At 66.7% G+C, this 21,375-nt stretch carries 15 protein-coding genes and 1 pseudogene; 7 read left to right on the plus strand and 9 right to left on the minus strand.

The window, feature by feature from the left end; translation table 11 throughout:
- Nucleotides 1–6 precede the first annotated feature (6 nt).
- The 4 genes from AB4Z37_RS07760 to AB4Z37_RS07775 are packed head-to-tail and all read right to left on the minus strand — an operon-like array spanning nt 7 to nt 4,347.
- Entirely contained in the window at nt 7–840 is an 834-nt protein-coding gene (locus AB4Z37_RS07760) for an ABC transporter permease (protein WP_441516119.1), read from the minus strand.
- A gap of 2 nt (nt 841–842) precedes the next feature.
- Nucleotides 843–1,820 (minus strand): ABC transporter permease, encoded by a 978-nt coding sequence (locus AB4Z37_RS07765; RefSeq protein ID WP_441516120.1) that lies wholly within the window; start codon nt 1,818–1,820, stop codon nt 843–845.
- 24 nt (nt 1,821–1,844) lie between these two features.
- Nucleotides 1,845–3,461, minus strand: a complete 1,617-nt coding sequence (locus AB4Z37_RS07770; protein WP_441516121.1) for an ABC transporter substrate-binding protein — start codon at nt 3,459–3,461, stop codon at nt 1,845–1,847.
- Nucleotides 3,462–3,501: 40 nt separating this feature from the next.
- A complete protein-coding gene (locus AB4Z37_RS07775) occupies nt 3,502–4,347 on the minus strand; it encodes a VOC family protein (RefSeq protein ID WP_441516122.1) in 846 nt (281 codons plus the stop codon).
- Nucleotides 4,348–4,591: 244 nt separating this feature from the next.
- Here AB4Z37_RS07775 and AB4Z37_RS07780 point away from each other — a divergent pair, with 244 nt between their 5' ends.
- Nucleotides 4,592–6,031, plus strand: a complete 1,440-nt coding sequence (locus AB4Z37_RS07780; protein ID WP_441516123.1) for an FAD/NAD(P)-binding protein — start codon at nt 4,592–4,594, stop codon at nt 6,029–6,031.
- Between the two features lie 228 nt (nt 6,032–6,259).
- On the opposite strand, the gene AB4Z37_RS07785 is transcribed toward AB4Z37_RS07780, so the two are convergent.
- The gene (locus AB4Z37_RS07785) at nt 6,260–6,676 is read right to left on the minus strand and encodes a PaaI family thioesterase (RefSeq protein WP_441516124.1); all 417 of its coding nucleotides are present in this window, start codon (nt 6,674–6,676) and stop codon (nt 6,260–6,262) included.
- Nucleotides 6,673–7,899, minus strand: a complete 1,227-nt coding sequence (locus AB4Z37_RS07790) for an MFS transporter (RefSeq protein WP_441516125.1) — start codon at nt 7,897–7,899, stop codon at nt 6,673–6,675. The genes AB4Z37_RS07785 and AB4Z37_RS07790 overlap by 4 nt, the downstream gene beginning before the upstream one ends.
- Before the next feature lie 185 nt (nt 7,900–8,084).
- Here AB4Z37_RS07790 and AB4Z37_RS07795 point away from each other — a divergent pair.
- The 4 genes and pseudogenes from AB4Z37_RS07795 to hemA form a co-directional block, all read left to right on the plus strand.
- A pseudogene (locus AB4Z37_RS07795) lies at nt 8,085–8,546 on the plus strand (LysR substrate-binding domain-containing protein); the annotation flags it as partial.
- Between the two features lie 89 nt (nt 8,547–8,635).
- Entirely contained in the window at nt 8,636–10,774 is a 2,139-nt protein-coding gene (locus AB4Z37_RS07800) for a methyl-accepting chemotaxis protein (RefSeq protein WP_441516126.1), read from the plus strand.
- A 191-nt stretch (nt 10,775–10,965) separates the two neighbouring features.
- On the plus strand, nt 10,966–12,030 hold the full coding sequence (locus tag AB4Z37_RS07805; RefSeq protein WP_441516127.1) for an MBL fold metallo-hydrolase: 1,065 nt from the start codon (nt 10,966–10,968) through the stop codon (nt 12,028–12,030).
- Between the two features lie 147 nt (nt 12,031–12,177).
- Nucleotides 12,178–13,407, plus strand: a complete 1,230-nt coding sequence (gene hemA, locus AB4Z37_RS07810) for a 5-aminolevulinate synthase (protein WP_441516128.1) — start codon at nt 12,178–12,180, stop codon at nt 13,405–13,407.
- Between the two features lie 98 nt (nt 13,408–13,505).
- On the opposite strand, the gene AB4Z37_RS07815 is transcribed toward hemA, so the two are convergent.
- Nucleotides 13,506–14,156, minus strand: a complete 651-nt coding sequence (locus AB4Z37_RS07815) for a response regulator transcription factor (RefSeq protein WP_441516129.1) — start codon at nt 14,154–14,156, stop codon at nt 13,506–13,508.
- 312 nt (nt 14,157–14,468) lie between these two features.
- On the opposite strand from AB4Z37_RS07815, the gene AB4Z37_RS07820 reads away from it, so the two are divergent.
- Nucleotides 14,469–17,978 (plus strand): PAS domain-containing hybrid sensor histidine kinase/response regulator, encoded by a 3,510-nt coding sequence (locus tag AB4Z37_RS07820; RefSeq protein ID WP_441516130.1) that lies wholly within the window; start codon nt 14,469–14,471, stop codon nt 17,976–17,978.
- A gap of 42 nt (nt 17,979–18,020) precedes the next feature.
- Here the strand turns inward: AB4Z37_RS07820 and AB4Z37_RS07825 are convergent, their stop codons facing one another.
- Nucleotides 18,021–18,698, minus strand: a complete 678-nt coding sequence (locus AB4Z37_RS07825) for a response regulator (RefSeq protein ID WP_441516131.1) — start codon at nt 18,696–18,698, stop codon at nt 18,021–18,023.
- Nucleotides 18,699–19,034: 336 nt separating this feature from the next.
- Here AB4Z37_RS07825 and AB4Z37_RS07830 point away from each other — a divergent pair, with 336 nt between their 5' ends.
- A complete protein-coding gene (locus tag AB4Z37_RS07830; protein WP_441516132.1) occupies nt 19,035–20,804 on the plus strand; it encodes an MFS transporter in 1,770 nt (589 codons plus the stop codon).
- Between the two features lie 90 nt (nt 20,805–20,894).
- Here AB4Z37_RS07830 and AB4Z37_RS07835 read toward each other — a convergent pair whose 3' ends face one another.
- Nucleotides 20,895–21,356 carry a secondary thiamine-phosphate synthase enzyme YjbQ gene (locus AB4Z37_RS07835; RefSeq protein ID WP_441516133.1) on the minus strand — a complete coding sequence of 154 codons (462 nt, stop codon included), beginning with the start codon at nt 21,354–21,356 and terminating at the stop codon, nt 20,895–20,897.
- Nucleotides 21,357–21,375 lie beyond the last annotated feature (19 nt).

Consider the following 21,375-nt stretch of genomic DNA (forward strand, 5'->3'; position numbering starts at 1 on the left):
GGTCCGTCAGCCCCGGCCTTTGAGTCGTGGATTGAAGGCGTCGTTGAGACCCTGGCCGACCAGCGACACCGCCAGCACCGTGACCAGGATGGCGACGCCGGGGATCGCGGCGACGTACCACTGCACGCGCAGCACGTCGCGTCCCAGCCCGATCAGGTTGCCCCACGACGCGACATTGGGATCGGACAGCTTGAGGAACGCCAGCGCGCTCTCCAGCAGGATCGAGACTGCCATTACCACGCTGGCGTAGACCACGATCGGCGGCAGCGCGTTGGGCAGGATCTCGCGGAAGATCAGCCCGACGTCGCGCACGCCCAGCGTCTTCGCCGCCTGGACGAATTCGCGGTTGCGCAATGACAGGAATTCGGCCCGCGTCAGCCGCGCCGGGGCCGGCCACGACACCACGCCGATGGCGATGGTGACGGTCGTGAGGTTGGAGCCGAACACCGCGACGAGCACCAGCAGGAAGATGAAATTCGGCAGCGTCTGGAACGCCTCGGTGATCCGCATCAGCACGGTGTCGACCCGGCCGCCATAGAAGCCGGCGATGGCGCCGATCACCACGCCGATGGCCACAGCGACGAGGGTGGCGACCAGCCCGATCAGCAGCGAGATGCGGGCGCCATAAAAGATCTGCGCCGCGATATCGCGGCCGGAGTTGTCGGTGCCGAGCCAGAACCGCGGGTTCTGCAGCGGCCACACCAGCGGCCGGCCGGCGAGCGCCAGCGGATCGCGCGGGAACAGGAATCCAGCGCTGAGCGCCATGGCGACGACGACGAGCAGCAGCAACAGGCCGATCACCGCCGGCGGGCTGCGGAAGTAATGGCGGAGCGCCTGCATGGTCACACCCCCGAGGTGATGCGCGGATCGAGCCGCGCATAGAGCAGGTCGACCAGAAAGTTCACCGCGATCACCAGCAGTGCCGAGATGAAGACGATGCCGAGCAGGGTGTTGAGGTCGCGCTGGATCACCGATTCATAGGCGAGCCGGCCGAGCCCCGGCAGCGAGAACACGCTCTCCACCACCACCGAGCCGCCGAGCATGGTGCCGGCCTGCAGCCCGATCAGCGTCACCATCGGCAGCAGCGCGTTGCGCAGCACATGGCGCGAAATCACCCGCGTCTCGTCCAGCCCCTTGGCGCGGGCGGTGCGGACGAAATCGAGGTTGAGCACCTCCAGCATCGAGGCCCGCATGATCCGCAGGTAAATGGCGAGGAAGATGAAGCCGAGCGTCAGCGTCGGCAGCACGAGATGCTGCGCGATGTCGAGCGTGCGCCAGATCCCGCTGCGCACCACCGTGATGTCCTCGAAGCCGCCCGGCGGCAGCCACTGCAGGTAGATCGAAAACACCACGATGATCATCAACCCCAGCCAGAACGACGGCGTGGCGTAGAAAATCAGCCCCAGTGTCGAGATCAGGGTATCCGGCCATTTGTTGACCGACCGCGCGGCGACGACGCCGAGCACGAGGCCGGCAAAGAACGCCAGCGACAGCGACGCGCCCATCAACAGCAGCGTGACCGGCAACCGCTCGACGATCACGGTCGCCACCGGCTTGCCGTAGATCGAGGAGAAGCCGAGGTCGAAGCGCACCAGCCGCCACAGGTAATCGGCAAGGCGCGCCGGGATCGACAGGTCGAGGCCGTAGAAGTGGCGCAGCTCCCGCGCGGTGGCGGCGTCGCCGCCACCCATCTGGGCCATCATTGCGTCGACGGTGTCGCCGGGCGCGAACTGCAGCAGCAGGAAAATCCCGATCAGGATCAGGATCACGGTCGGAATCGAGGCGGCGAGCCGCCGCCCCGCGAGGTTCAGGATACGCATGACGTCAGGTTAGCGGATCGGCCATTACTCCGCGAGCCACAGATCGTGCCAGGTCGAGGAGCCCCAGCGCGGCGTATTGGAGTGGTTGCGGGCCTTGGTCGAGATCACGCTGAGGAACAGCTGCTCGATCGGCGTCCAGATCGGCAGCTCGGCATTGGCGCGGCGCACGAAGTCGCCGTATAGCGCCTTGCGCTTGTCCGGATCGATCTCGGTGGCGGCGTCGTCGATGACCTTGTCGATCACCGGATCGGTCCAGTCCCACTGGTTGGTCCACGGCGCGCCCTTGGGCTGGCCGGAGCGGTACCACACCGTGGTCGAGACCGCCGGATCGTTGCGGTACTGATGCCAGCCGGACGCGAGATCGAAGGCGTGGTCGTCATAGACCTGCTTGAGGAAGCCGCCGCCGTCGTTACGCACGATCTCGACCTTGATGCCGACCTCCGACAGCGACTGCTGGATGAAGGTGGCGAACAGCGAGATGTCCTCGCCCCACGGTGCGGGCAGGAGCCGTAGCGAGAAGCGCTCGCCCCCGGCACCGGCCTTGAAACCGGCCTCGTCGAGAAGCTTGATCGCGCGCGCCTTGTCGTAGGGGTACTGCGGCCCGTTGTCGGCCGGGAAGAAGTCCTTCGAGACCGAGGGGATCGGGCCGACGCCGAGCTTGGCAAAGTCGCCAAGGAAATTCTCGATGAAGAACGGGATGTTGAGGGCGTGGGCGATGGCCTGACGCACGCGCAGGTCGGCGAGTTCCTTGCGGCGGAAGTTGAACTCGATGGTGTTGGTGCGCGGGTTGCCCTCGTTGCCCTTGGTCGAGACGATGAAGCGCTTGTCCTTGCCGAGGCGGTTGAGATCCGAGATCGTCAGGCTGGAGAACGGGCTGTAGTGCAACTGACCGGCCTCGAGCTGCGCCGCGGCGGCCGAGCGGTCGGTGATCACCCGCCAGATGATGCGGTCGAGATACGGCCCTTCGCCGCGCCAGTAGTTGGGATTGCGCTCGGCGATGATGTGCTGGCCGCGCTCGTACTGCACGAACTTGAAGGGGCCGGTGCCGACCGGGGCAAGGTTGACCGGATTGGCGCGGATGTCGCCGCTCTCGTAGAGGTGCTTCGCCGAGATGTAGCCGAGGTCCGGCAGCGCCCGCAGCAGCAGGTTGAGCGGCATCGGCCGCTCGTAGCGGAACACCGCCGTGTGCGGATCGGGCGTATCGACCGCGGTCAGGAACAGCTGCAGGGTCGAGCCGTAGTTGAGGATCTTCTTCCACATCTCGAGCGCCGTGAAGGCGACGTCGGCGGACGTGAACGGCTTGCCGTCATGCCAGGTGACACCCTTGCGCAGCTTGAAGGTGATGGTCTTGCCGTCCTTGGACGATTCCCAGCTCTCCGCCAGCACGCCGACCGTGTGGCCATTGGCGTCGAGATCGACCAGCGATTCCTGGATCTTGCCGCCGATGATGTAGACGCCGGTGGAAGCCTGCAGGCTGGGGTTCAGCTGCCGCTGCTCGGCATTGTAGTGCACGGTGAATACGCCGCCCTTGCGCGGGGTCTCCTGCGCAAACGCGCGCCATGGCAACGCGACATTGGCGGCGATCGCCGCCGACGTCATCAACGCGGCGCGGCGGGTGATCTCAAAACGGTCGAAACTCATCAGCTTCCTCTATCAACGCATGTGGGGCGCGGCGCGCCGCTCACGCCTGAACGAAATGGAGAACGGTGCCGCTCGCGGCCGACGCCGGCACGCTGACGCCGCCATCATGGGCGACGGCGCCGGGAATGGCGCGGGCCTTGGCGAGATCGTCGGTCGCGATCACGATGACGACGGCACCGCCGGCGGGTGTGCCCTGGCGCACACCGTCGGGATAGCGCCTGGCGAACGCGGCGGCGTCATAGAACAGGAAGTCCGCACGGCGGCCGCCGGTGGCGACGCGCACGCCCTCGGCCGTCTCGGTCGCGCCCTGGTCGATCAGGCGGCCAAGCTGCGCGGCGGCGTCCTTCGGCTTGTCGGTCAGCACCTCGACCCGCACCAGGCCCTTGGCGCCATTGGCATGGGTCTTCAATTCAGGAATCCACACCGCCTCCGGCGTGAGATGCTGGCAAGCGAAGATGCGCACGCCGCCCGGCGCCTCGTCGGCGGGCCAGCGAAAGATGTTGAATTTGGCCTCGCTCTTGCCGCCGTTCGGCAGATCCACCGGCCGGCCGAAATGCACCGGACCGTCGGCGGCAAGGCCCCGCGCCTTGACCTCGGCGACGCCGGCCGCGGCATCATCGGTGGTGAAGGCGGTGCGCTCGATGCCCTCCCCGGCCTTGAGGAACTGGACCGTGGCCTGATTGTGCGGCGTCTCGTTGAGGATGCCGAGCAGCTCGAGATAGTCGTCGCCGAACACGATGGTGTAGTTGCCCGAGCCGAGATGGGCCGAGTGCGTGCCCCGCGGCGACACCGTGAAGCCGAGCTTCTTCCACGCCGCAGCGGCAGCATCGAGATCACGGACAGCCACCACCACGTGGTCGAGACCGATGAGATGTTTGAGCGGCATGCGTCGTCCTTCCAAGGTCCTGTCAGCGGTCATCAGGGGGAATGCCGCGCCTGGAGGCCGTGCGCGCCCCCTGGGAATAGCCTGAGAGATTTTCTTGATTTTGGATATTTTTACTCCGCAGCACAAGATATGCGCACCGGATAAGTTAACCGTTCTCCGCAGAAGCACCACTCCAGTATTTTCTTCTGCACTGCGGTCGCTCCACATCGTTGAGATGGACGATGGGGAATGTTAGATCGCGCTCATGGATGACATTTCAGCGCACCAGCACGACGCGGCGGTCGCCCGCGACCTCGCCTGCCTCGGCCTGCCGCCGGACAACTGGCCTGCGACCGTAACCGGACCGGACGGTGCGCCGGTCCTCGACGTGCTGATTGTCGGCGCCGGCATGAACGGCATCGCCGCTGCGGGCGCCCTGCTGTTCAAGGGCGTGCGCAACATCGCGGTGATCGACCAGGCCGCGCCCGGCCGCGAAGGCCCGTGGATGACCTATGCGCGGATGGGCACGCTGCGCTCGCCCAAGACCCTGCCGGGCCCCGCGCTCGGCATTCCCTCGCTCACCTACCGCGCCTGGCATGAGGCCCGCTTCGGCACCGCGGATTGGGAGCGCCTCTACAAGATCCCGAACGAGCTGTGGGCCGACTATCTCGGCTGGCTGCAACGTGTGCTGTCCCTGCCTGTGCGCCATCGCAACCGTCTCGTGGCACTGACGCCCGCCGGCTCGCACCTGCGTGCACGGCTCGACGCGGACGGCGCACCGCAGGAGCTGATCGCGCGGCGTGTGATCCTGGCCACCGGCCGCGGCGGCGCCGGCGGCGATGCCTGGCCGGCCTTCGTCGACCGTACGCTCGCGCCCGAACGCGCCGCCCATACCAACGACCCCATCGATTTCGACCGGCTGCGCGGCCAATCGATCGCCATCCTCGGCGCTGGCGCCTCGGGCTGGGACAATGCGGCCACCGCGCTCGAACAGGGCGCCGCCCGTGTCGACATGTATGTGCGCCGGCCGGTGCTGCCCCAGGTCAACAAGGGACGCGGCTCCGCCTTTCCCGGCTTCCTCTACGGCTGGTCGGCGCTGCCCGACGCCGAGCGCTGGCGCTACATGGCCTATTTCAACGACGTGCAGTCGCCGGTGCCGCACGAGACGGTGCACCGCGCGCTGGCGCAGCCGGGCTTTCACATCCATCTCGGCCATCCGGTCCGCGCGGTCGCGCGCGCCAATGACGGCGTCGCGGTGACGCTCGCCGGCGAGGCTGAACCAAGACGCCATGACTTTCTGATCGTCGCCACCGGCTTTCAGGTCGACGCCCGCGCGATTCCCGAACTCGCTGATGTCGCTGGCGACGTCGCGACCTGGGGCGACCGCTACACGCCGCCAGCCGCGCTCATGCGCGACGACCTCGCCCGCCATCCCTATCTCGGCCCCGGCTTCGAACTGACCGAGCGCATCCCCGGCCGCAATCCGGCGCTGACACGCATCCATCTCGTCAACCATGGCGCGGCGCTGAGCCACACCGCGATCGCCAGCGACATTCCCGGCGTCAACATCGCCGCCGAGCGGGTGGCGGGGGCGATCAGCGCGTCGCTGTTCTGCGAGGACGCCGATGCCATGCGCGCGCGGGTCGAGGCGTTCGACGAACCGGAGCTTCAGGGCACGCCATTCTACGTGCCGAGTACCGACTAGTCCGTCGCCCTTCGAGGCTCACTAATGCTCGCACCTCAGCCTCTGATCAGAAAAGCCCACCGGCCTTAGTATTTGTCGTCGCCGGGCTTGTCCCGGCGACCCCGACAAGGAGAGCACTGCGCCCCTAAGCGAGGTGGCCGGGACAAGCCCGGCCACGACAGAGAAAGACGTAGAATGGTCCGGATGACTTCATCCAGGGCTAAATCGAGCCACGGCAGCCGCGTGCCCTCACGCGCGCGGATACAGCACCATCTGGGTGCAGCGGAACAGCGCGATGGTCTTGCCGCTCGCCTCGCTCTTCACCTCGGCATCCCACACCTGGGTGGTGCGACCGCCATGGGTCAGACGCGCCTCGCAGGCGACGCCGCCTTCGAGCGCAGTGCCGAGGAAGTTGGACTTGAGCTCGATGGTCGTGAAGTTCGTCGCACCGTTCGGCAACGACTGCAGGCAGCCATAGCCGCAGGCGGTATCGGCCAGCGCCACCACGCTCGCCGCGTGCAGGTAGCCGTTGGGCGCCAGATGGTGGCCCTGGACGTCGAAACGCCCCTTCACGAAGCCTGCGCGCACCTCGCTCCATTCGAAGCCGAGCACGCCAGGCAGCTTGCCCTCCTGCCGGGCCGTCACCACCGCCACTGCATCCGTCATCTCGTGCTCTCCTTCGTTCTGGAAACGCGCAACATCCCGACCATGATGGCGGCGGCGACGCCATTGGCCACGACGCTCACCAGGATCGCCACCGTATAGCTGTGGCTGCGATCGAAAATGAAGCCCGCCGCGCTGGGACCGATCAGCGTGCCGAAGGCGACGCTGGTGTAGAGAATGCCGATCAACCCGCTGACATTGCGGCCGCCGAAGAAATCCATCACCACCGCCGGCAGCACCGCGACCCAGCCGCCATAGAACACGCCGAACACCAGCGCGAACAGCGCCAGCGACCAGGCCTGCGCCGCCACGGCCCAGATCATCAGCGCCAGCGCCATGCCGATGAACATCACCAGCAGCGACTGCTGCCGTCCCAGCCGGTCGGCGACACCACCGAGGCCGAAGCGTCCGACGGTGCTGCCGATGCCGATCGCTCCCATCAGCAGCGCTGCGGTCGCCGGCGCGATGCCGTGGTCGAGGGCGAAGGGTACGAGATGGACGAACGGCACGAACACCCCGAACGAGCACACGAGGCATGCGGCATAGAGGCCGATGAAGCGGCCCGAGCGCACCGCCTCGCCGATCGACAGGCCGCTTGCCTGCGTGGCCCTGCCCGCGGTCTGGAGCGGATCTCCATCGGGCGCAAGGCCGCGGCGCTGCGGGTCGTTCTCGATCAGCAGCGCCATGCCTGCGCCGATCACCACGGTCAGCACCCCGAGGATGATGTAGGCGTCGCGCCAGCCGAGCGCGGCGATGATCACCGCCGCCAGCGGCGGCATTACCAGCGTGCCGACGCCGATACCGGCGGTGGCGAGCCCCGAGGCGAAGCCGCGGCGGCGCACGAACCAGCGCTGCACGGCGCCGACCGCCGGCACATAGGCGCAGCCGACGCCGCCGCCGACGCCGAGCCCGTAGGCCACGTAGACCTCGGTCAGGGTCCGCGCATAGCCGGCGGCGCCGAGCCCGACGCCGGTCAATACCATGCCGACAACGGCGAGAGGCCGCGAGCCGAAGCGATCCGCCAGCGGTCCGCTGACGATGCCGAGGCTGAAATAGAGAAAGCCGGCGAGCGAGAACACCAGCGCCACCGAGCCGCGCGAGGCGCCGAAATCGCTCTGCAGCGCGCCGATGAAAGCGCTGAACGAATAAGCGCTGCCGAAGCCCATGCAGGTGACCGCGAAGGCCGCGGCGACGACAAACCAGCCGTAGAACACGCCCCTGCCCATATTTTCCTCATTGGAATTGGAATAGCTAACGCCAGGACTATGACGATAAGCCGCACCGATGACGCGGTAATCGGAAGAAGCATGAATATGAGCTGCGATTCAGCGCAGCACAAACCAGATTTTCTAAGCTTGAAATATTGGAAAAACTAAATGCAGAGCCGCGATGACCGCCGCAATTCCGGGCTTCCTCCCCTGAACGCGCGACGCGCCTTGAGGTGATCGCCAGCAACACACTGGCCGACTTCAGCCGTGACGGCGTCGATGTCGCTGTTCGCCATGGGCTCGGGCGTTATGGCGGCCTCGCCAGCGGCCGTGTGGTGAGCGTCGAGATCGTGCCGGTGGCGGCGCCGGCGCTGGTCGAACGGCTCGGACGACCGGCCACGCCCGCGGCGCTGACGCGCTGGCCGCTGGTGCACGACGCCGAGGGACGCCCGTTGCGGTTGGTGGATACCACCATGCTGGAGGCATTCGCGTGTTATCTGGTGTATCCGGACGCGCGCGGCGCCTCGCCCAAGATCGCCGCCTTCCGCCGCGGGATTCTCGATGCCGCATGGCAGGATACATCCGCTGGCGCGCAGCCCGCGACGTCACCTCCTGCAATGACCATGACCCATCCATCGGGTCGTCCAGGCGCGAAAACCCGCTGAAAAAGCGCAAATTCTCCAATTTTTGTTAACTCGGTATGGCCATACTCCGCGCGCCGCAAAGAGCAGACATGCCGTGCGCAGGGGGAAACATGGGCTTTTCATGGACACGACGGTTGTCGCGTAGCGGCCTGCGGCCGCAGCTCGGTCTCAAGGGCAACCTCTTTCTCGCCTTCGCGCTGATCGCGGCGATGGCGCTGGTGATCAGCGGCTCCGCCAGCATCCTGCTCGACCGGCTCGGGCGCACCATGGCGGACCTCTCCGGCCGCGACATTCCCCGCCTCGCCGCCAGCATGCAGCTCTCCACGCTGAGCGAAAGCCTGTCTTCCAAGGGACCGGCACTGCTGTCGGCCCGCGACGACGCCTCGCGCGTCGATCTCACCAAGGATCTGAAAGCCACGCAGGCGTCGGCCATCGACAAGCTGCGCGAGATCGCCAGTCTCGGCGCCGACAAGGCCGTGGTGAGCGCGCTGGAAGAGACCGTCAAAAGCATCGACGACACCATCAACAGCCTCGGCAACGCCGCCAAGGAGCGGCTCGACATCGTCGCCGACCGCGAGAAGCAGTACGACACGCTGCGGCTGGCGCAGAGTCATTTCCAGGAATCGGCCGCGCCGGAAATGGCCGACGCGCAGACCCGCCTCAACGCGCTGCTGACATCGGCCGAAATCGACGGCGACCTCGTCAAGGAGGTCGCCTACAGCGTCGAGCGTCTCAGCACCATCATCTCCGACTGCAACAGCATGACCGCCGACATGATGGGCGCGATGTCCGCCTCCAACACCGGCGACATCGACACCCTGCAGGAGAGCTTCGCCACCACACGCAAGCATATCGAGCCGCTGCTGAAGTCGCTCGCCACGGTCAAGAGCGCGGCACCGCTGCATTCCACGGCGATGAAGCTGATCGCCTTCGGCGAAGGCAAGGCCAGCGTGTTCAAGCTGCGCCAGAAGGAGCTCGACGCCCTCGACTACGGCCAGTTGATCCTCGAGGAGACGCGCAAGCTCAACCGCGGCCTCGAGATCAGCGTGCGGCAGCTCGTCGCCGACGTGCAGACCAACACCAACACCGTGACCACGGGCGCCAAGGGCACGATCGCGATCGCGACCATCGCCATGCTGGCGCTCGGCGCGCTGACGCTGGTCGGCTCCGCGCTGTTCGTCTGGCTCTATGTCGGCCGCAACATCCTGCGCCGCATCGGCAACCTGCAGTCGGTGATGCAGCGCCTCGCCGACGGCGATCTCGCCGCCGAGGTCGTCCCGAGCCGCCAGCAGGACGAAGTGGCGAGCATGGCGCGGTCGCTGGAAGTGTTCCGCGACGGCCTGGTCCGGGCCCGCGACATGAGCCGCGACCAGGACAAGGACCGCGAGAGCAAGGCCGCGCGCACCACGCGGATGGAGCAGCGCATCGCCCATTTCGAGGACAGCGTGCGCAGCGCGCTGGACGGGCTGATGACATCGGCAAATTCGATGCAGTCGACCGCGCAGGGCATGGCGGCCACCGCGGGCCGCTCCAGCGAGCTCGCCAATGCGGTGGCCTCCGCCGCCGAGGAGACCGCGATCAATGTGCAGACCGTCTCCGCCGGCACCGAGGAACTGTCGTCCTCGATCGCGGAGATCAGTCGCCAGGTGACGAGTTCGTCCGAGGTCGCCGGCAGGGCCGTCGAGGAAGCCGGCCGCACCGACGCCACCATGCAGGGCCTCGCCGACAGCGCCAACCGTATCAGCGTCGTGGTCGACCTCATCCAGACCATCGCCTCGCAGACCAACCTGCTGGCGCTCAACGCCACCATCGAGGCGGCGCGAGCCGGCGAAGCCGGCAAGGGCTTTGCCGTGGTCGCTTCCGAGGTCAAGAGCCTCGCCAACCAGACCGCCAGCGCCACCGAGGAGATCCGTTCGCAGATCACCCAGGTGCAGCAGGTCACCGCCTCCGCCGTCGCCGCCATCCGCGGCATCAGTGAGACCATCGGCGTGATGAGCGAGTACACCACCACGATCACCACAGCGGTCGAGCAGCAGGGCTCGGCCACCCGCGAGATCGCCCGCAACATCCAGCAGGCGGCGTCCGGCACCACCGAGGTGTCCAGCAACATCGTCGGCGTCAGCCAGGCGTCCGCCGAGGCCGGCTCCGCCGCCGAGCAGGTGCTGTCCGCCTCCAGCGCGCTGCGCCGCGACGCCGACGACCTGCGCGACGGCATCCACGCCTTCCTCGCCGACATCCGCGCCGCCTGACGCCGGCCGCGCGGACCACGGGCAGTTGCGAGAGCCGCGGACGGCGTGGGGCTGCCATGCATCGCCGCGGCCACCGCAGGAACCTGCCGTAGGGGGGAATTTTCAAACGCGCGTTTGAGGCGGGCACGGCACTTTCGGCTGGCGTAACGCCGCCGGGCCGGTTAAGCCGGACTCTGGAGGTTCCGACACAGATGCACGCCAACGCCCCGACGCCGACCAAACCCGCCGATCCCCTGCGCTATCCCTTCGAGACCGCACCACAGCCGGACGAGGTGATCGAGCTGCGGCCGGGTGTGCTGTGGGTGCGTCTTGCGCTGCCGTTCCGCCTCAACCACGTCAACATCTACCTCCTGCAGGACGGCGACGGCTGGACCATGGTCGATGCCGGTTTCGGCAATGAGGAAACCATCGCCGCCTGGACGAAACTGTTCGAGGGCCCGCTCAAGGGCGTGACCATCACCCGCCTGATCGTCACCCATGCCCATCCCGATCATGTCGGTCTCGCAGGCTGGATTGTCGAACGCTTCAACTGCCCGCTGCTGATGTCGCAGGTCGAATACCTGCAGAGCGCCTACCACCAGCACCGCGGCTCGGACGAGCGCAAGCAGGCGCAGCGGCTGTTCTTCCGCCGCCATGGCATGGACGAGGATCTCACCGACCAATTGCTCGGCCGCGGCCAGGAGTATCTCCAGCGCGTCTCGACGCTGCCGGCGTCCTATCGCCGCCTGTCCAAGGACGACGAAATCACCATCGGCACGCGACGCTTCAAGGTCATCACCGGCGGCGGCCACGCCCTCGACCAGGTGATGCTGTATTGCGCCGACGACAAGCTGTTCCTGTCTGCCGATCAGGTGCTGAGCAAGATCTCGCCGAACGTCAGCGTGTGGGCGGTCGAACCCGACGCCAACTCTCTCGGCGAGTACCTGACATCGCTGGCCGAACTCGACCGTGTGCTGCCTGACGATGTCCTGGTGCTGCCGGGACACGGCATTCCATTCTTCGGGGTCAAGATCCGGATCAAGCAGCTCGCCGACCACCACGAGGAGCGCTGCCGCATGATCGCGGACGCTTGCCGCACTGCACCACAAACCTCGGCGCAGCTCGTGCCGGTGGTGTTCAACAAACACAAGCTCGACGCCCACCAGACCGGCTTCGCCGCGGGCGAGCTCATCGCCCATGTCAACCACATGCTGGCCGAGGGCCGGCTGACGGTCGCCCCGTCCACCGACGGCATCCTGCGCTTCGCCACCGTCTGACCGGGCCGGAGCTTGACCTTGGTCAATTTGTCCAAGGTGTTTCCAGGGATATTGGGGCTGCGCAAATGCGCCTCGACAGCTAGACTGGAAACGCTCTAAAAAAGGCCGAGAGCGCGCCTGCCGCGCCAGCGCCGCCCGGGATTTGAGATGGATTACAATCGCTTCTTCAGCCAGGCCCTCGATCGCTTGCATGACGAGCGGCGCTATCGCGTGTTCGCCGACCTGGAACGGATCGCCGGACGCTTCCCGCATGCGACGTGGCACTCGCCGCGCGGCCAGCGCAATGTCGTGATCTGGTGCTCCAACGACTATCTCGGCATGGGCCAGCATCCCAAGGTGGTCGGCGCCATGGTCGAGACCGCGACCCGCGCCGGTACCGGCGCCGGCGGCACCCGCAACATCGCCGGCACCAACCATGCGCTGATCCAGCTCGAGCAGGAGCTCGCTGACCTTCATGGCAAGCAGGCGGCGCTGGTGTTCACCTCCGGCTATGTCTCGAACCAGACCGGCATCTCCACCCTCGCCAAGCTGCTGCCGAACTGCCTGATCCTGTCGGACGCGCTCAACCACAATTCGATGATCGAGGGCGTTCGCCAGTCCGGCTGCGAGCGCGTCGTGTTCCGCCACAACGATGTCGCCCATCTCGAGGAGCTGCTGCGCGCCGCCGATCCCGAGCGGCCGAAGCTGATCGTGTGCGAGAGCCTCTATTCGATGGACGGCGATGTCGCGCCATTGGCGAAGATCTGCGACCTCGCCGAGCGCTATGGCGCGATGACCTATGTCGACGAGGTGCACGCGGTCGGCATGTACGGACCGCGCGGTGGCGGCATCGCCGAGCGCGATGGTGTGATGCATCGCATCGACGTGCTCGAAGGCACGCTGGCGAAGGCGTTCGGCTGCCTCGGCGGCTACATTGCCGCGAGACCTGAGATCATCGACGCGGTGCGCTCCTATGCGCCGGGCTTCATCTTCACCACCGCGCTGCCGCCGGCGATCTGCGCCGCCGCGACCGCGGCGATCCGTCATCTCAAGACGTCCCAGTGGGAGCGCGACCGCCACCAGGACCGCGCGGCACGGCTGAAGGCGATCCTGACCGCGGCCGGACTGCCGGTGATGCCGAGCGACACCCACATCGTGCCGGTGTTCGTGGGCGATCCCGAGCGCTGCAAGAAGGCCTGCGACCTGCTGCTCGAGGACCACGGCATCTACATCCAGCCGATCAATTATCCCACCGTGCCCAAGGGCACCGAGCGGCTGCGCATCACGCCCTCGCCATATCACGACGACGCGCTGATGGATCAGCTGGCGGAGGCAATGGCGCAGGTGTGGGACAAGCTCGCGCTGCCGCTTCGCGAAAAGGCGCTGGCGGCCGAATAGCCGCGCTGTCGACGGCCAAGCTGCGCTCGAAAGCACGATAGCCAGCGCGCGGCCCGCAAGCAGGCCGCGCGCGTCTTCACCCCGTCGACCCCGTTCCTTCAGCCATGCGAGTGCCGCGAACGCGGCGGCTGCTCGGACAGCACGATCCGCATCAGGTCGGCGGCGTTCTTGGCTCCGAGCTTGTCCATGATCCGGGCGCGATGCACCTCGATCGTGCGCGGGCTGATGCCGAGCCGCCGCCCCGCCTCCTTGTTGGATGCGCCACGCGCCACCTGCGACAGCACATCGCGCTCGCGGCTGGTGAGCAGCTCGCGGCCCGGAAAATTGGCCAGTCCCTCGATGTAGCCGTTGGTCAGGCGATGATGCGCCGTCACCACGTCACGGATCCTGTCGATCAGCACGTTGGCCGCAAACGGCTTTTCCAGCACGTCGCTGGCACCGCTCTTCATGGCCGCCACCGCCATGGCGATGTCGGCCTGCCCGGTGATCACGATCACCGGCGGCGGGAAGCGGAGCTTGAAGATATCCTCGAGCAGCTCGAGTCCCGTGCGGCCCGGCAGGTTGATGTCCATCACCACACAGGCCGGGACATTGTCCTGGACCACCTCCAGGAACGAGAGGCCATCACCAAACCCTCTCGGAACAAAACCTTCGATCTTCAACAGCAGCGAGAGCGCATCCCTGACCGAGGAATCGTCGTCCACGATGAAAACCGGAAGGTCGGCAGCAAATGGATGCTTCAAGCCCATGCGCGCTGGTCCCTGCCCTGCGCTTAAGTACAACCATTACGTGTATATGCTGATTCGCTGCGGTTTACAAATCCGTAGTAAAAAAAGCTGGCCAAGCATAGAGATTCCGCCATGCCATGGCCGCCCGCGAACATCTATCTTTGTGACCTACGCAATTTTTAGTTGCATGGGCAACTCCCTGGACCCGGTTCGGTAACCTCCTGACAAGGCCGGCTAAAATCCCTGTCGCCGGCCACGACGGTGCGCTAGATTTTTCACAAGGCTGCGCCCCATGCCGGGACGCGAGCACCGGGCCCGGGACAAAACGTCACAATGCATAACTGGGGCGTGATCGCCGTCGCCTTCGGCTACATCGGCCTGCTGTTCGTGGTCGCGAGCTATGGCGACCGCCTGTCGCAGGCCCAGCGCGCCCGAGCCGGCATCCTGATCTATCCGCTGTCGCTGGCGATCTACTGCACGTCGTGGACGTTCTTCGGATCGATCGGCTTCGCCACCCGCACCAGCGTCGAATTCCTCGCCATCTATGTCGGCCCGGTGCTGCTGATTGCCTTCGGCACGCCTCTGCTGCTGCGCATCATCCACCTCGCCAAGGCCCACAACATCACCTCGGTCGCCGATTTCGTCGGCGCCCGCTATGGCAAGAGCCAGGCGGTGGCCGCCGCCGCCGCGGGGATCGCGATCATCGGCTCGGTGCCCTATATCGCGCTGCAGCTGAAGGCCGTCGCCTCGTCGCTGGAGACCATCCTCGGCGAGGACCAGTCGCTCGATCTTGCGATCTCGCATATCCCGCTGGTCGGCGACATCGCGCTGGTGGTGACCGTTGCCATGGCGCTGTTCGCCGTCCTGTTCGGCACCCGCCAGACCGATGCGACCGAGCACCAGCACGGCCTGATGCTCGCGGTTGCCACCGAATCGATCGTCAAGCTCGTGGTGTTCCTCGCCGCCGGCGCGTTCATCACGTTCTGGATGTTCAGCCCGCATGAACTGGTCGAGCGCGCCCTGAAGACGCCGGAAGCGGCACGCGCCATCAGCCACGCGCCCTCGATCGGCAACTTCGTGACCATGACGCTGCTGTCGTTCTTCGCGGTGCTGCTGCTGCCGCGCCAGTTCCATGTCAGCGTGGTCGAGAACACCCGCGACGCCGAGGTGCGGCGCGCGCGCTGGCTGTTTCCGCTGTACCTCGTTGCCATCAACCTGTTCGTCATCCCGGTGGCGCTGGCCGGCCTCGTCACCTTCCCGTTCGGCGTCATCGACAGCGACATGTTCCTGCTGGCGCTGCCGATCGCCGACGGCTCGACGCTGATCAGCATGATGGTGTTCGTCGGCGGCCTGTCGGCCTCGACCGCGATGGTGATCGTCGAATGCGTGGCGCTCGCCATCATGGTGTCGAACGACATCGTGGTGCCGCTGATGCTGCGGCGCAGCCCGGCATGGCGGGAGGGCGGACAGAACTTCGCGGGCTTCCTGCTCAACACCCGGCGCCTTGCGATCTTCGCCATCATGCTGATGGCCTATCTCTACTATCGCGCGCTCGGCAACGCCCAGCTCGCCGCCATCGGGCTGTTGTCGTTCGCGGCCATCGCCCAGCTTGCGCCGTCCTTCCTGCTCGGCATGGTGTGGCGGCGCGCCACCGCGCGCGGCGCCATCGGCGGCATGCTGGTCGGCTTCGCGGCGTGGGCGTACACGCTGTTCCTGCCGAGCCTGTCCGATCTTGGCCCGGACAGCATGATGTGGCTGCAGCATGGCCCGCTCGGCATCGAACTGCTGCGGCCGCAGGCCTTGCTTGGCTCGGAGCTGCCGCCGCTGATGCACGGCGTGCTGTGGAGCCTGACGCTCAATTGCCTCACCTATGTGCTGCTGTCGCTGATGCGCCAGCCCTCCGCGATCGAGCGTGTGCAGGCCGACCTGTTCGTCCCCAACCAGCTGACGCCGATGACGCCGAACTTCCGGCGCTGGCGCACCACCGTGACGGTGCAGGACCTGCTCGGCACGGTCGCGCAGTATCTCGGCCCCGAGCGGGCCCGACTTGAGTTCGAGACCTTCGCCGCGCTGCAGCGCATCAGCCTGGAGCGCGCGGCACCCGCCGATTTCCGCCTGCTGCGGCACGCCGAGCACCTCATCGCGTCGTCGATCGGCGCGGCCTCGTCGCGCGTCGTGATGTCGCTGTTGCTGCGCAAGCGCACGGTGTCGGCAAAAGCGGCGCTGAAACTGCTCGACGATGCCCACGCGGCGCTGCACTTCAACCAGGAGATGCTGCAGACCGCGCTCAACCATGTGCGGCAGGGCATCGCGGTGTTCGACGCCGACCTGCAGCTGATCGTCTCCAATCGCCAGTTCGGCGAGCTGCTCGACCTGCCGTCCTACATCGTGCAGAACGGCGTGCCGCTGCGCGACATCCTCGAGGTGCTGGACAGCAAGCCGACGCCGAGCGCCCCGGGCCACAGCCTGATCGAGAAGCGCCTCGCCGCCTACACCACTGAAGGCGAGCCGTACCTCGAGCGGCTCGCCGACCGCAACCTGGTAATCGAGGTGCGCGCCAACCGCATGCCCGGCGGCGCGCTGGTCATCACCTTCTCCGACATCACCCCGAGCGTGGAGGCGGCCGAAGCGCTGGAGCGCGCCAACGCCTCGCTGGAGAACCGCGTGCGCGAGCGCACCGAAGAGCTGACGCGGCTGAACTCGGAACTGGCACGCGCCAAGAGCACCGCCGAGGACGCCAACGCCTCCAAGACCCGCTTCCTCGCAGCCGCCAGCCACGACGTGCTGCAGCCGCTCAACGCCGCACGGCTCTATGTCACCAGCCTCGTCGAGCGCGGCGGCGACAACGCCCGCCTCGTCGAGAACATCGACGAATCGCTGGAGGCGATCGAGGACATCCTCGGCGCGCTGCTCGACATCTCGCGGCTGGATGCCGGCGCCATGACGCCGTCGGTGTCGAGCTTCCGCATCGGCGACCTGATGCGCTCGCTGGAGATCGAGTTCGCGCCAATGGCGCGCGCCAAGGACCTGACGCTGACCTTCGCGCCCTGCTCGCTGCCGGTGGAATCCGACCGCGTGCTGCTGCGCCGGCTGCTGCAGAACCTGATCTCCAACGCCATCAAGTACACCCCGCACGGCCGCGTGCTGGTCGGCTGCCGGCGGCGCGGCGAGGTGCTGCAGATCGACATCTACGACACCGGGGTCGGCATTCCCGTGGCGAAGCGGCGCGAGATCTTCAAGGAATTCCACCGGCTCGACCAGGGCGCGCGGATCGCGCGCGGCCTCGGCCTCGGGCTGTCGATCGTCGAGCGCATCGCCCGCGTGCTCAATCATGCCATCACCATCGACGCCAATCGCGGCGGCGGGTCGCGCTTCTCGGTGACGCTGCCGATCGCCTCGGCGATCACCTTCACCGCCGCCGTGACCAGCGCGACGCCGCTGGCGCGCGCGCCGATGAGCGGCACGCGGATCGTCTGCATCGAGAACGATCCGGCGATTCTCGACGGCATGAAGACGCTGCTGAGCGGCTGGGACGCCCAGGTGATCGCCGCCCTCGACCTTGCGGGCGCAATCGATGCCATCGCGGCGGCGGACGGGCCGATCACCGGGCTGCTGGTCGACTACCACCTCGACCGCGGCAACGGCGTCGCCGCGATCCGTGACATCCGCCGCCGGTTCGGCGCCCAGATCCCGGCGATCCTGATCACCGCCGACCGCAGCCCCGCGGTGCGCGCGGCGGCCACGGAGGAGCACATCGTCGTCCTGAACAAGCCGCTGAAGCCGGCGGCGCTGCGCGCCCTGCTCGGCCAGTGGCGATCCCAGCAGATGATCGCCGCCGAATAGCGAGGGAAGGCCCGCGGACGGACGAATGGCTTTGGCGCCGGCTTATTGCGGCGGAGCGTCTGCGGGGCGCCACTGGGCGCCGGAGATCTTGGCGGCGGCGATCACCGCCTGGGTGCGGCTCTCGACCCCGAGCTTCTGCAGGATTGCGGAGACATGGGCCTTGATGGTCGCCTCGGAGACGCCGAGCTCATAGGCGATCTGCTTGTTGAGCAAGCCCTCCGACAGCATCATCAGCACGCGCACCTGCTGCGGCGTCAGGGTGACGAGCCGGTCGCGCAGCCTCGCCATGTCGGGATCGCCGGCAGCGGCGAGATCGACATCTGCCGGGAGCCAGACATCGCCCGCCATCACCCTGGCGATCGCCGTGCGCAGCGTGTCGACGCCGAAACGCTTGGGAATGAACCCGGACGCGCCGAAATCCATCGAGCGGCGGATGGTGCCGGCATCGTCGCTCGCAGAGACGATGACCACAGGAACCGCCGGGTACTGGGCGCGCAGGTAAATCAGCCCGGAGAAACCGCTGATCCCGGGCATGCTGAGGTCGAGCAGGATCAGGTCGACGTCGGCATCGCGCTCGAGCTGCGAGGTCAGCTCCTCGAACGTACCGGCCTCGTCGATCGCAGCATCGGCGAGCACGCTGGCGACGGCCTCACGCAATGCCCCGCGGAACAAGGGATGATCGTCGGCGATCATGATGCGGGTGGTGCTGGATGCGGTCATCGAAGCCATGCGCAGGACAATTTCACGGCCATGATCTGTCGCAGATCAAAAGCAAAAGCAAATGTTTAACAGGCTCAGGATTGTTCACCGGCAAGCCGCATCTGGCAAGGCCGTCGACGCCGCAGGCGCCGCGCGCAGTTAACACAGCCAGCCGCCCGGCGCATTTTGTGCATTGCAAAAGCGACACTCCGGCCATCCCACGAGGGCCGAAAGTCGTATTGGGCCTGATTTCACGCCAATGTTAACTTGCACCTCGATTTGTCGCGCTCACGAGACAGGCAATGCCCGGAGCGCGGAGAAAAAGCTGCAAGCCAGCCAGATCGGGGGAAACGACAGATGACATCGACGACCATTACACCCGCCAGGTCCGAAGGCATGACGAAGGACGAACGCTTCGTCATCTTCGCATCCTCGCTCGGCACCGTCTTCGAATGGTATGACTTCTATCTCTATGGATCGCTCGCCGCGATCATCGGCGCGCAGTTCTTCAGCGCCTATCCGGAGAGCACGCGCAACATCTTCGCGCTGCTCGCCTTCGCCGCGGGCTTCCTGGTACGCCCGTTCGGCGCCATCGTGTTCGGCCGCATCGGCGACATCGTCGGCCGCAAATACACCTTCCTGGTGACGATCCTGATCATGGGTCTGTCGACCTTCATCGTCGGCCTCCTGCCCAACGCGGCGACCATCGGCATCGCGGCCCCGATCATCCTGATCGCGCTGCGCCTGCTGCAGGGCCTCGCGCTCGGCGGCGAGTATGGTGGTGCGGCGACCTATGTCGCCGAGCACGCGCCAGCGAACAAGCGCGGCTTCCACACCTCCTTCATCCAGACCACCGCGACGCTCGGCCTGTTCCTGTCGCTGCTGGTGATCCTGTTCTCGCAGGGATACGTCAACAGCCACTTCGCCGGCACGGCCTGTGATGCGGCCGGCGCCTGCGCGTCGATCGCGGCCCCCTATCCGCCCGCGACGGACCCTGCCATCGCCGGCAAGGTTTTCAAAACCGCCTTCGAGAACTGGGGCTGGCGCATTCCCTTCATGGTCTCGGTGCTGCTGCTCGGCGTCTCGGTCTGGATCCGGCTGCGGTTGAATGAATCGCCGGTGTTCCAGCGCATGAAGGACGAAGGCAAGACCTCCAAGGCGCCGCTCACCGAGGCGTTCGGCACCTGGAGCAACGCCAAGATCGTGATCCTCGCCCTGGTCGGCCTCACCATGGGCCAGGCGGTGATCTGGTACACGGGCCAGTTCTATGCCCTGTTCTTCCTGCAATCGATCCTCAAGGTCGACAGCTATACCGCCAACCTGCTGATCGCCTGGTCACTGCTGCTCGGCACCGGCTTCTTCCTGTTCTTCGGCGCCCTGTCCGATCGCATCGGCCGCAAGCCGATCATCATGGCAGGCTGCCTGATCGGTGCGCTCACGCTGTTTCCGATCTTCAAGATGATCTCGACCAACGCCAATCCGGCGCTGGAAAAGGCCTATGAAAGCGTCAAGGTGCAGGTGGTGGCGGATCCCGCGAAGTGCGGCGACCTGTTCAACCCGGTCGGCACCCGCGTGTTCAGCGCGCCCTGCGACACCGCCCGCGCCTTCCTGGCATCGTCATCGGTGAAGTACTCCACCATCGACGGGCCAGCCGGGTCACCGGTCAAGATCCTCGTCAACGACAAGGAAGTGCCCTACACCGACGCCAAGACCTCGAACGGCGCGATCACCGCTGCGGTGCTGGCTGCCGGCTATCCCAAGCCGGGTGATGCGAGCATCGTGAAGATGGCGCACCCGTTCGACATCTTCCGTCCGCAGGTCGCCGCGATCATCGGCCTGCTGTTCATCCTGGTGCTGTACGTCACCATGGTCTACGGCCCGATCGCCGCCATGCTGGTCGAACTGTTCCCGACCCGCATCCGCTACACCTCGATGTCGCTGCCCTACCACATCGGCAACGGCTGGTTCGGCGGCCTGTTGCCGGCGACCGCGTTCGCGATCGTCGCCTCGACCGGCGATATCTACTCCGGCCTGTGGTATCCGGTGATCTTCGCCGCGATCACCTTCGTGATCGGCGTGCTGTTCGTGCCGGAAACCAAGGACGTGGACATCACCGATCAGCACTGATCCAGATGCCGACGGGGCGGCCAGGGCCGCCCCGCAACACTCCCGACGGCCGCGCTCCCAGCGCGGCCGTTTTGCTTTGCCCTAACCTTGCTAAGCCAATCGAGCGCCGATGTACTGCAGCACCACCTCGCGCCGGTGCGGACGCGCGCGATGCTCGATCAGGTAGATCGCCTGCCAGGTGCCGAGCGTCAGCCGGCCGCCCACCACCGGCACCTGCAGCGCCGTCGCGGTCAGCATGGTCTTGACGTGGGCGGGCATGTCGTCCGGCCCCTCGGTATCGTGGCGCCAGTCCGCGCTCTCCGGCGCCAGGTGGTCGAGCGCCATCATCAGGTCATCGCGCACCGTGGGATCGGCATTCTCCTGGATCGTCAGCGATGCCGAGGTGTGCCGCACGAACAGCGTCAACAGGCCGTCCCCCGCGCCCGCGTCGGTGACGAAGCGGGCCGCCTGCGCGGTGATGTCGGTGAACCCTGCGCCGCGGGTCGCGATTGTCACGGTGGCAGTGGCGACGGTATCGACCGCCGCCGAGCGGATGGCGGAGGACGCGGTCATGCCTCTCTCCCGAAACCAG

This window comes from Bradyrhizobium sp. 2TAF24 (assembly GCF_052115025.1).
Lineage (GTDB): Bacteria > Pseudomonadota > Alphaproteobacteria > Rhizobiales > Xanthobacteraceae > Bradyrhizobium_A.

Excerpts from the sequence above, each read along its gene's own strand:
- AB4Z37_RS07805 (WP_441516127.1), top strand. The coding sequence starts at position 10,966 with ATGCACGCCAACGCCCCGACGCCGACCAAACCCGCCGATCCCCTGCGC.
- AB4Z37_RS07820 (WP_441516130.1), top strand. The coding sequence starts at position 14,469 with ATGCATAACTGGGGCGTGATCGCCGTCGCCTTCGGCTACATCGGCCTG.
- AB4Z37_RS07815 (WP_441516129.1), bottom strand. The coding sequence starts at position 14,156 with ATGGGCTTGAAGCATCCATTTGCTGCCGACCTTCCGGTTTTCATCGTG.
- AB4Z37_RS07770 (WP_441516121.1), bottom strand. The coding sequence starts at position 3,461 with ATGAGTTTCGACCGTTTTGAGATCACCCGCCGCGCCGCGTTGATGACG.
- AB4Z37_RS07830 (WP_441516132.1), top strand. The coding sequence starts at position 19,035 with ATGACATCGACGACCATTACACCCGCCAGGTCCGAAGGCATGACGAAG.
- AB4Z37_RS07760 (WP_441516119.1), bottom strand. The coding sequence starts at position 840 with ATGCAGGCGCTCCGCCATTACTTCCGCAGCCCGCCGGCGGTGATCGGC.
- AB4Z37_RS07765 (WP_441516120.1), bottom strand. The coding sequence starts at position 1,820 with ATGCGTATCCTGAACCTCGCGGGGCGGCGGCTCGCCGCCTCGATTCCG.
- AB4Z37_RS07800 (WP_441516126.1), top strand. The coding sequence starts at position 8,636 with ATGGGCTTTTCATGGACACGACGGTTGTCGCGTAGCGGCCTGCGGCCG.
- AB4Z37_RS07775 (WP_441516122.1), bottom strand. The coding sequence starts at position 4,347 with ATGCCGCTCAAACATCTCATCGGTCTCGACCACGTGGTGGTGGCTGTC.
- AB4Z37_RS07825 (WP_441516131.1), bottom strand. The coding sequence starts at position 18,698 with ATGACCGCATCCAGCACCACCCGCATCATGATCGCCGACGATCATCCC.
- AB4Z37_RS07785 (WP_441516124.1), bottom strand. The coding sequence starts at position 6,676 with ATGACGGATGCAGTGGCGGTGGTGACGGCCCGGCAGGAGGGCAAGCTG.
- AB4Z37_RS07790 (WP_441516125.1), bottom strand. The coding sequence starts at position 7,899 with ATGGGCAGGGGCGTGTTCTACGGCTGGTTTGTCGTCGCCGCGGCCTTC.
- AB4Z37_RS07780 (WP_441516123.1), top strand. The coding sequence starts at position 4,592 with ATGGATGACATTTCAGCGCACCAGCACGACGCGGCGGTCGCCCGCGAC.
- AB4Z37_RS07835 (WP_441516133.1), bottom strand. The coding sequence starts at position 21,356 with ATGACCGCGTCCTCCGCCATCCGCTCGGCGGCGGTCGATACCGTCGCC.
- hemA (WP_441516128.1), top strand. The coding sequence starts at position 12,178 with ATGGATTACAATCGCTTCTTCAGCCAGGCCCTCGATCGCTTGCATGAC.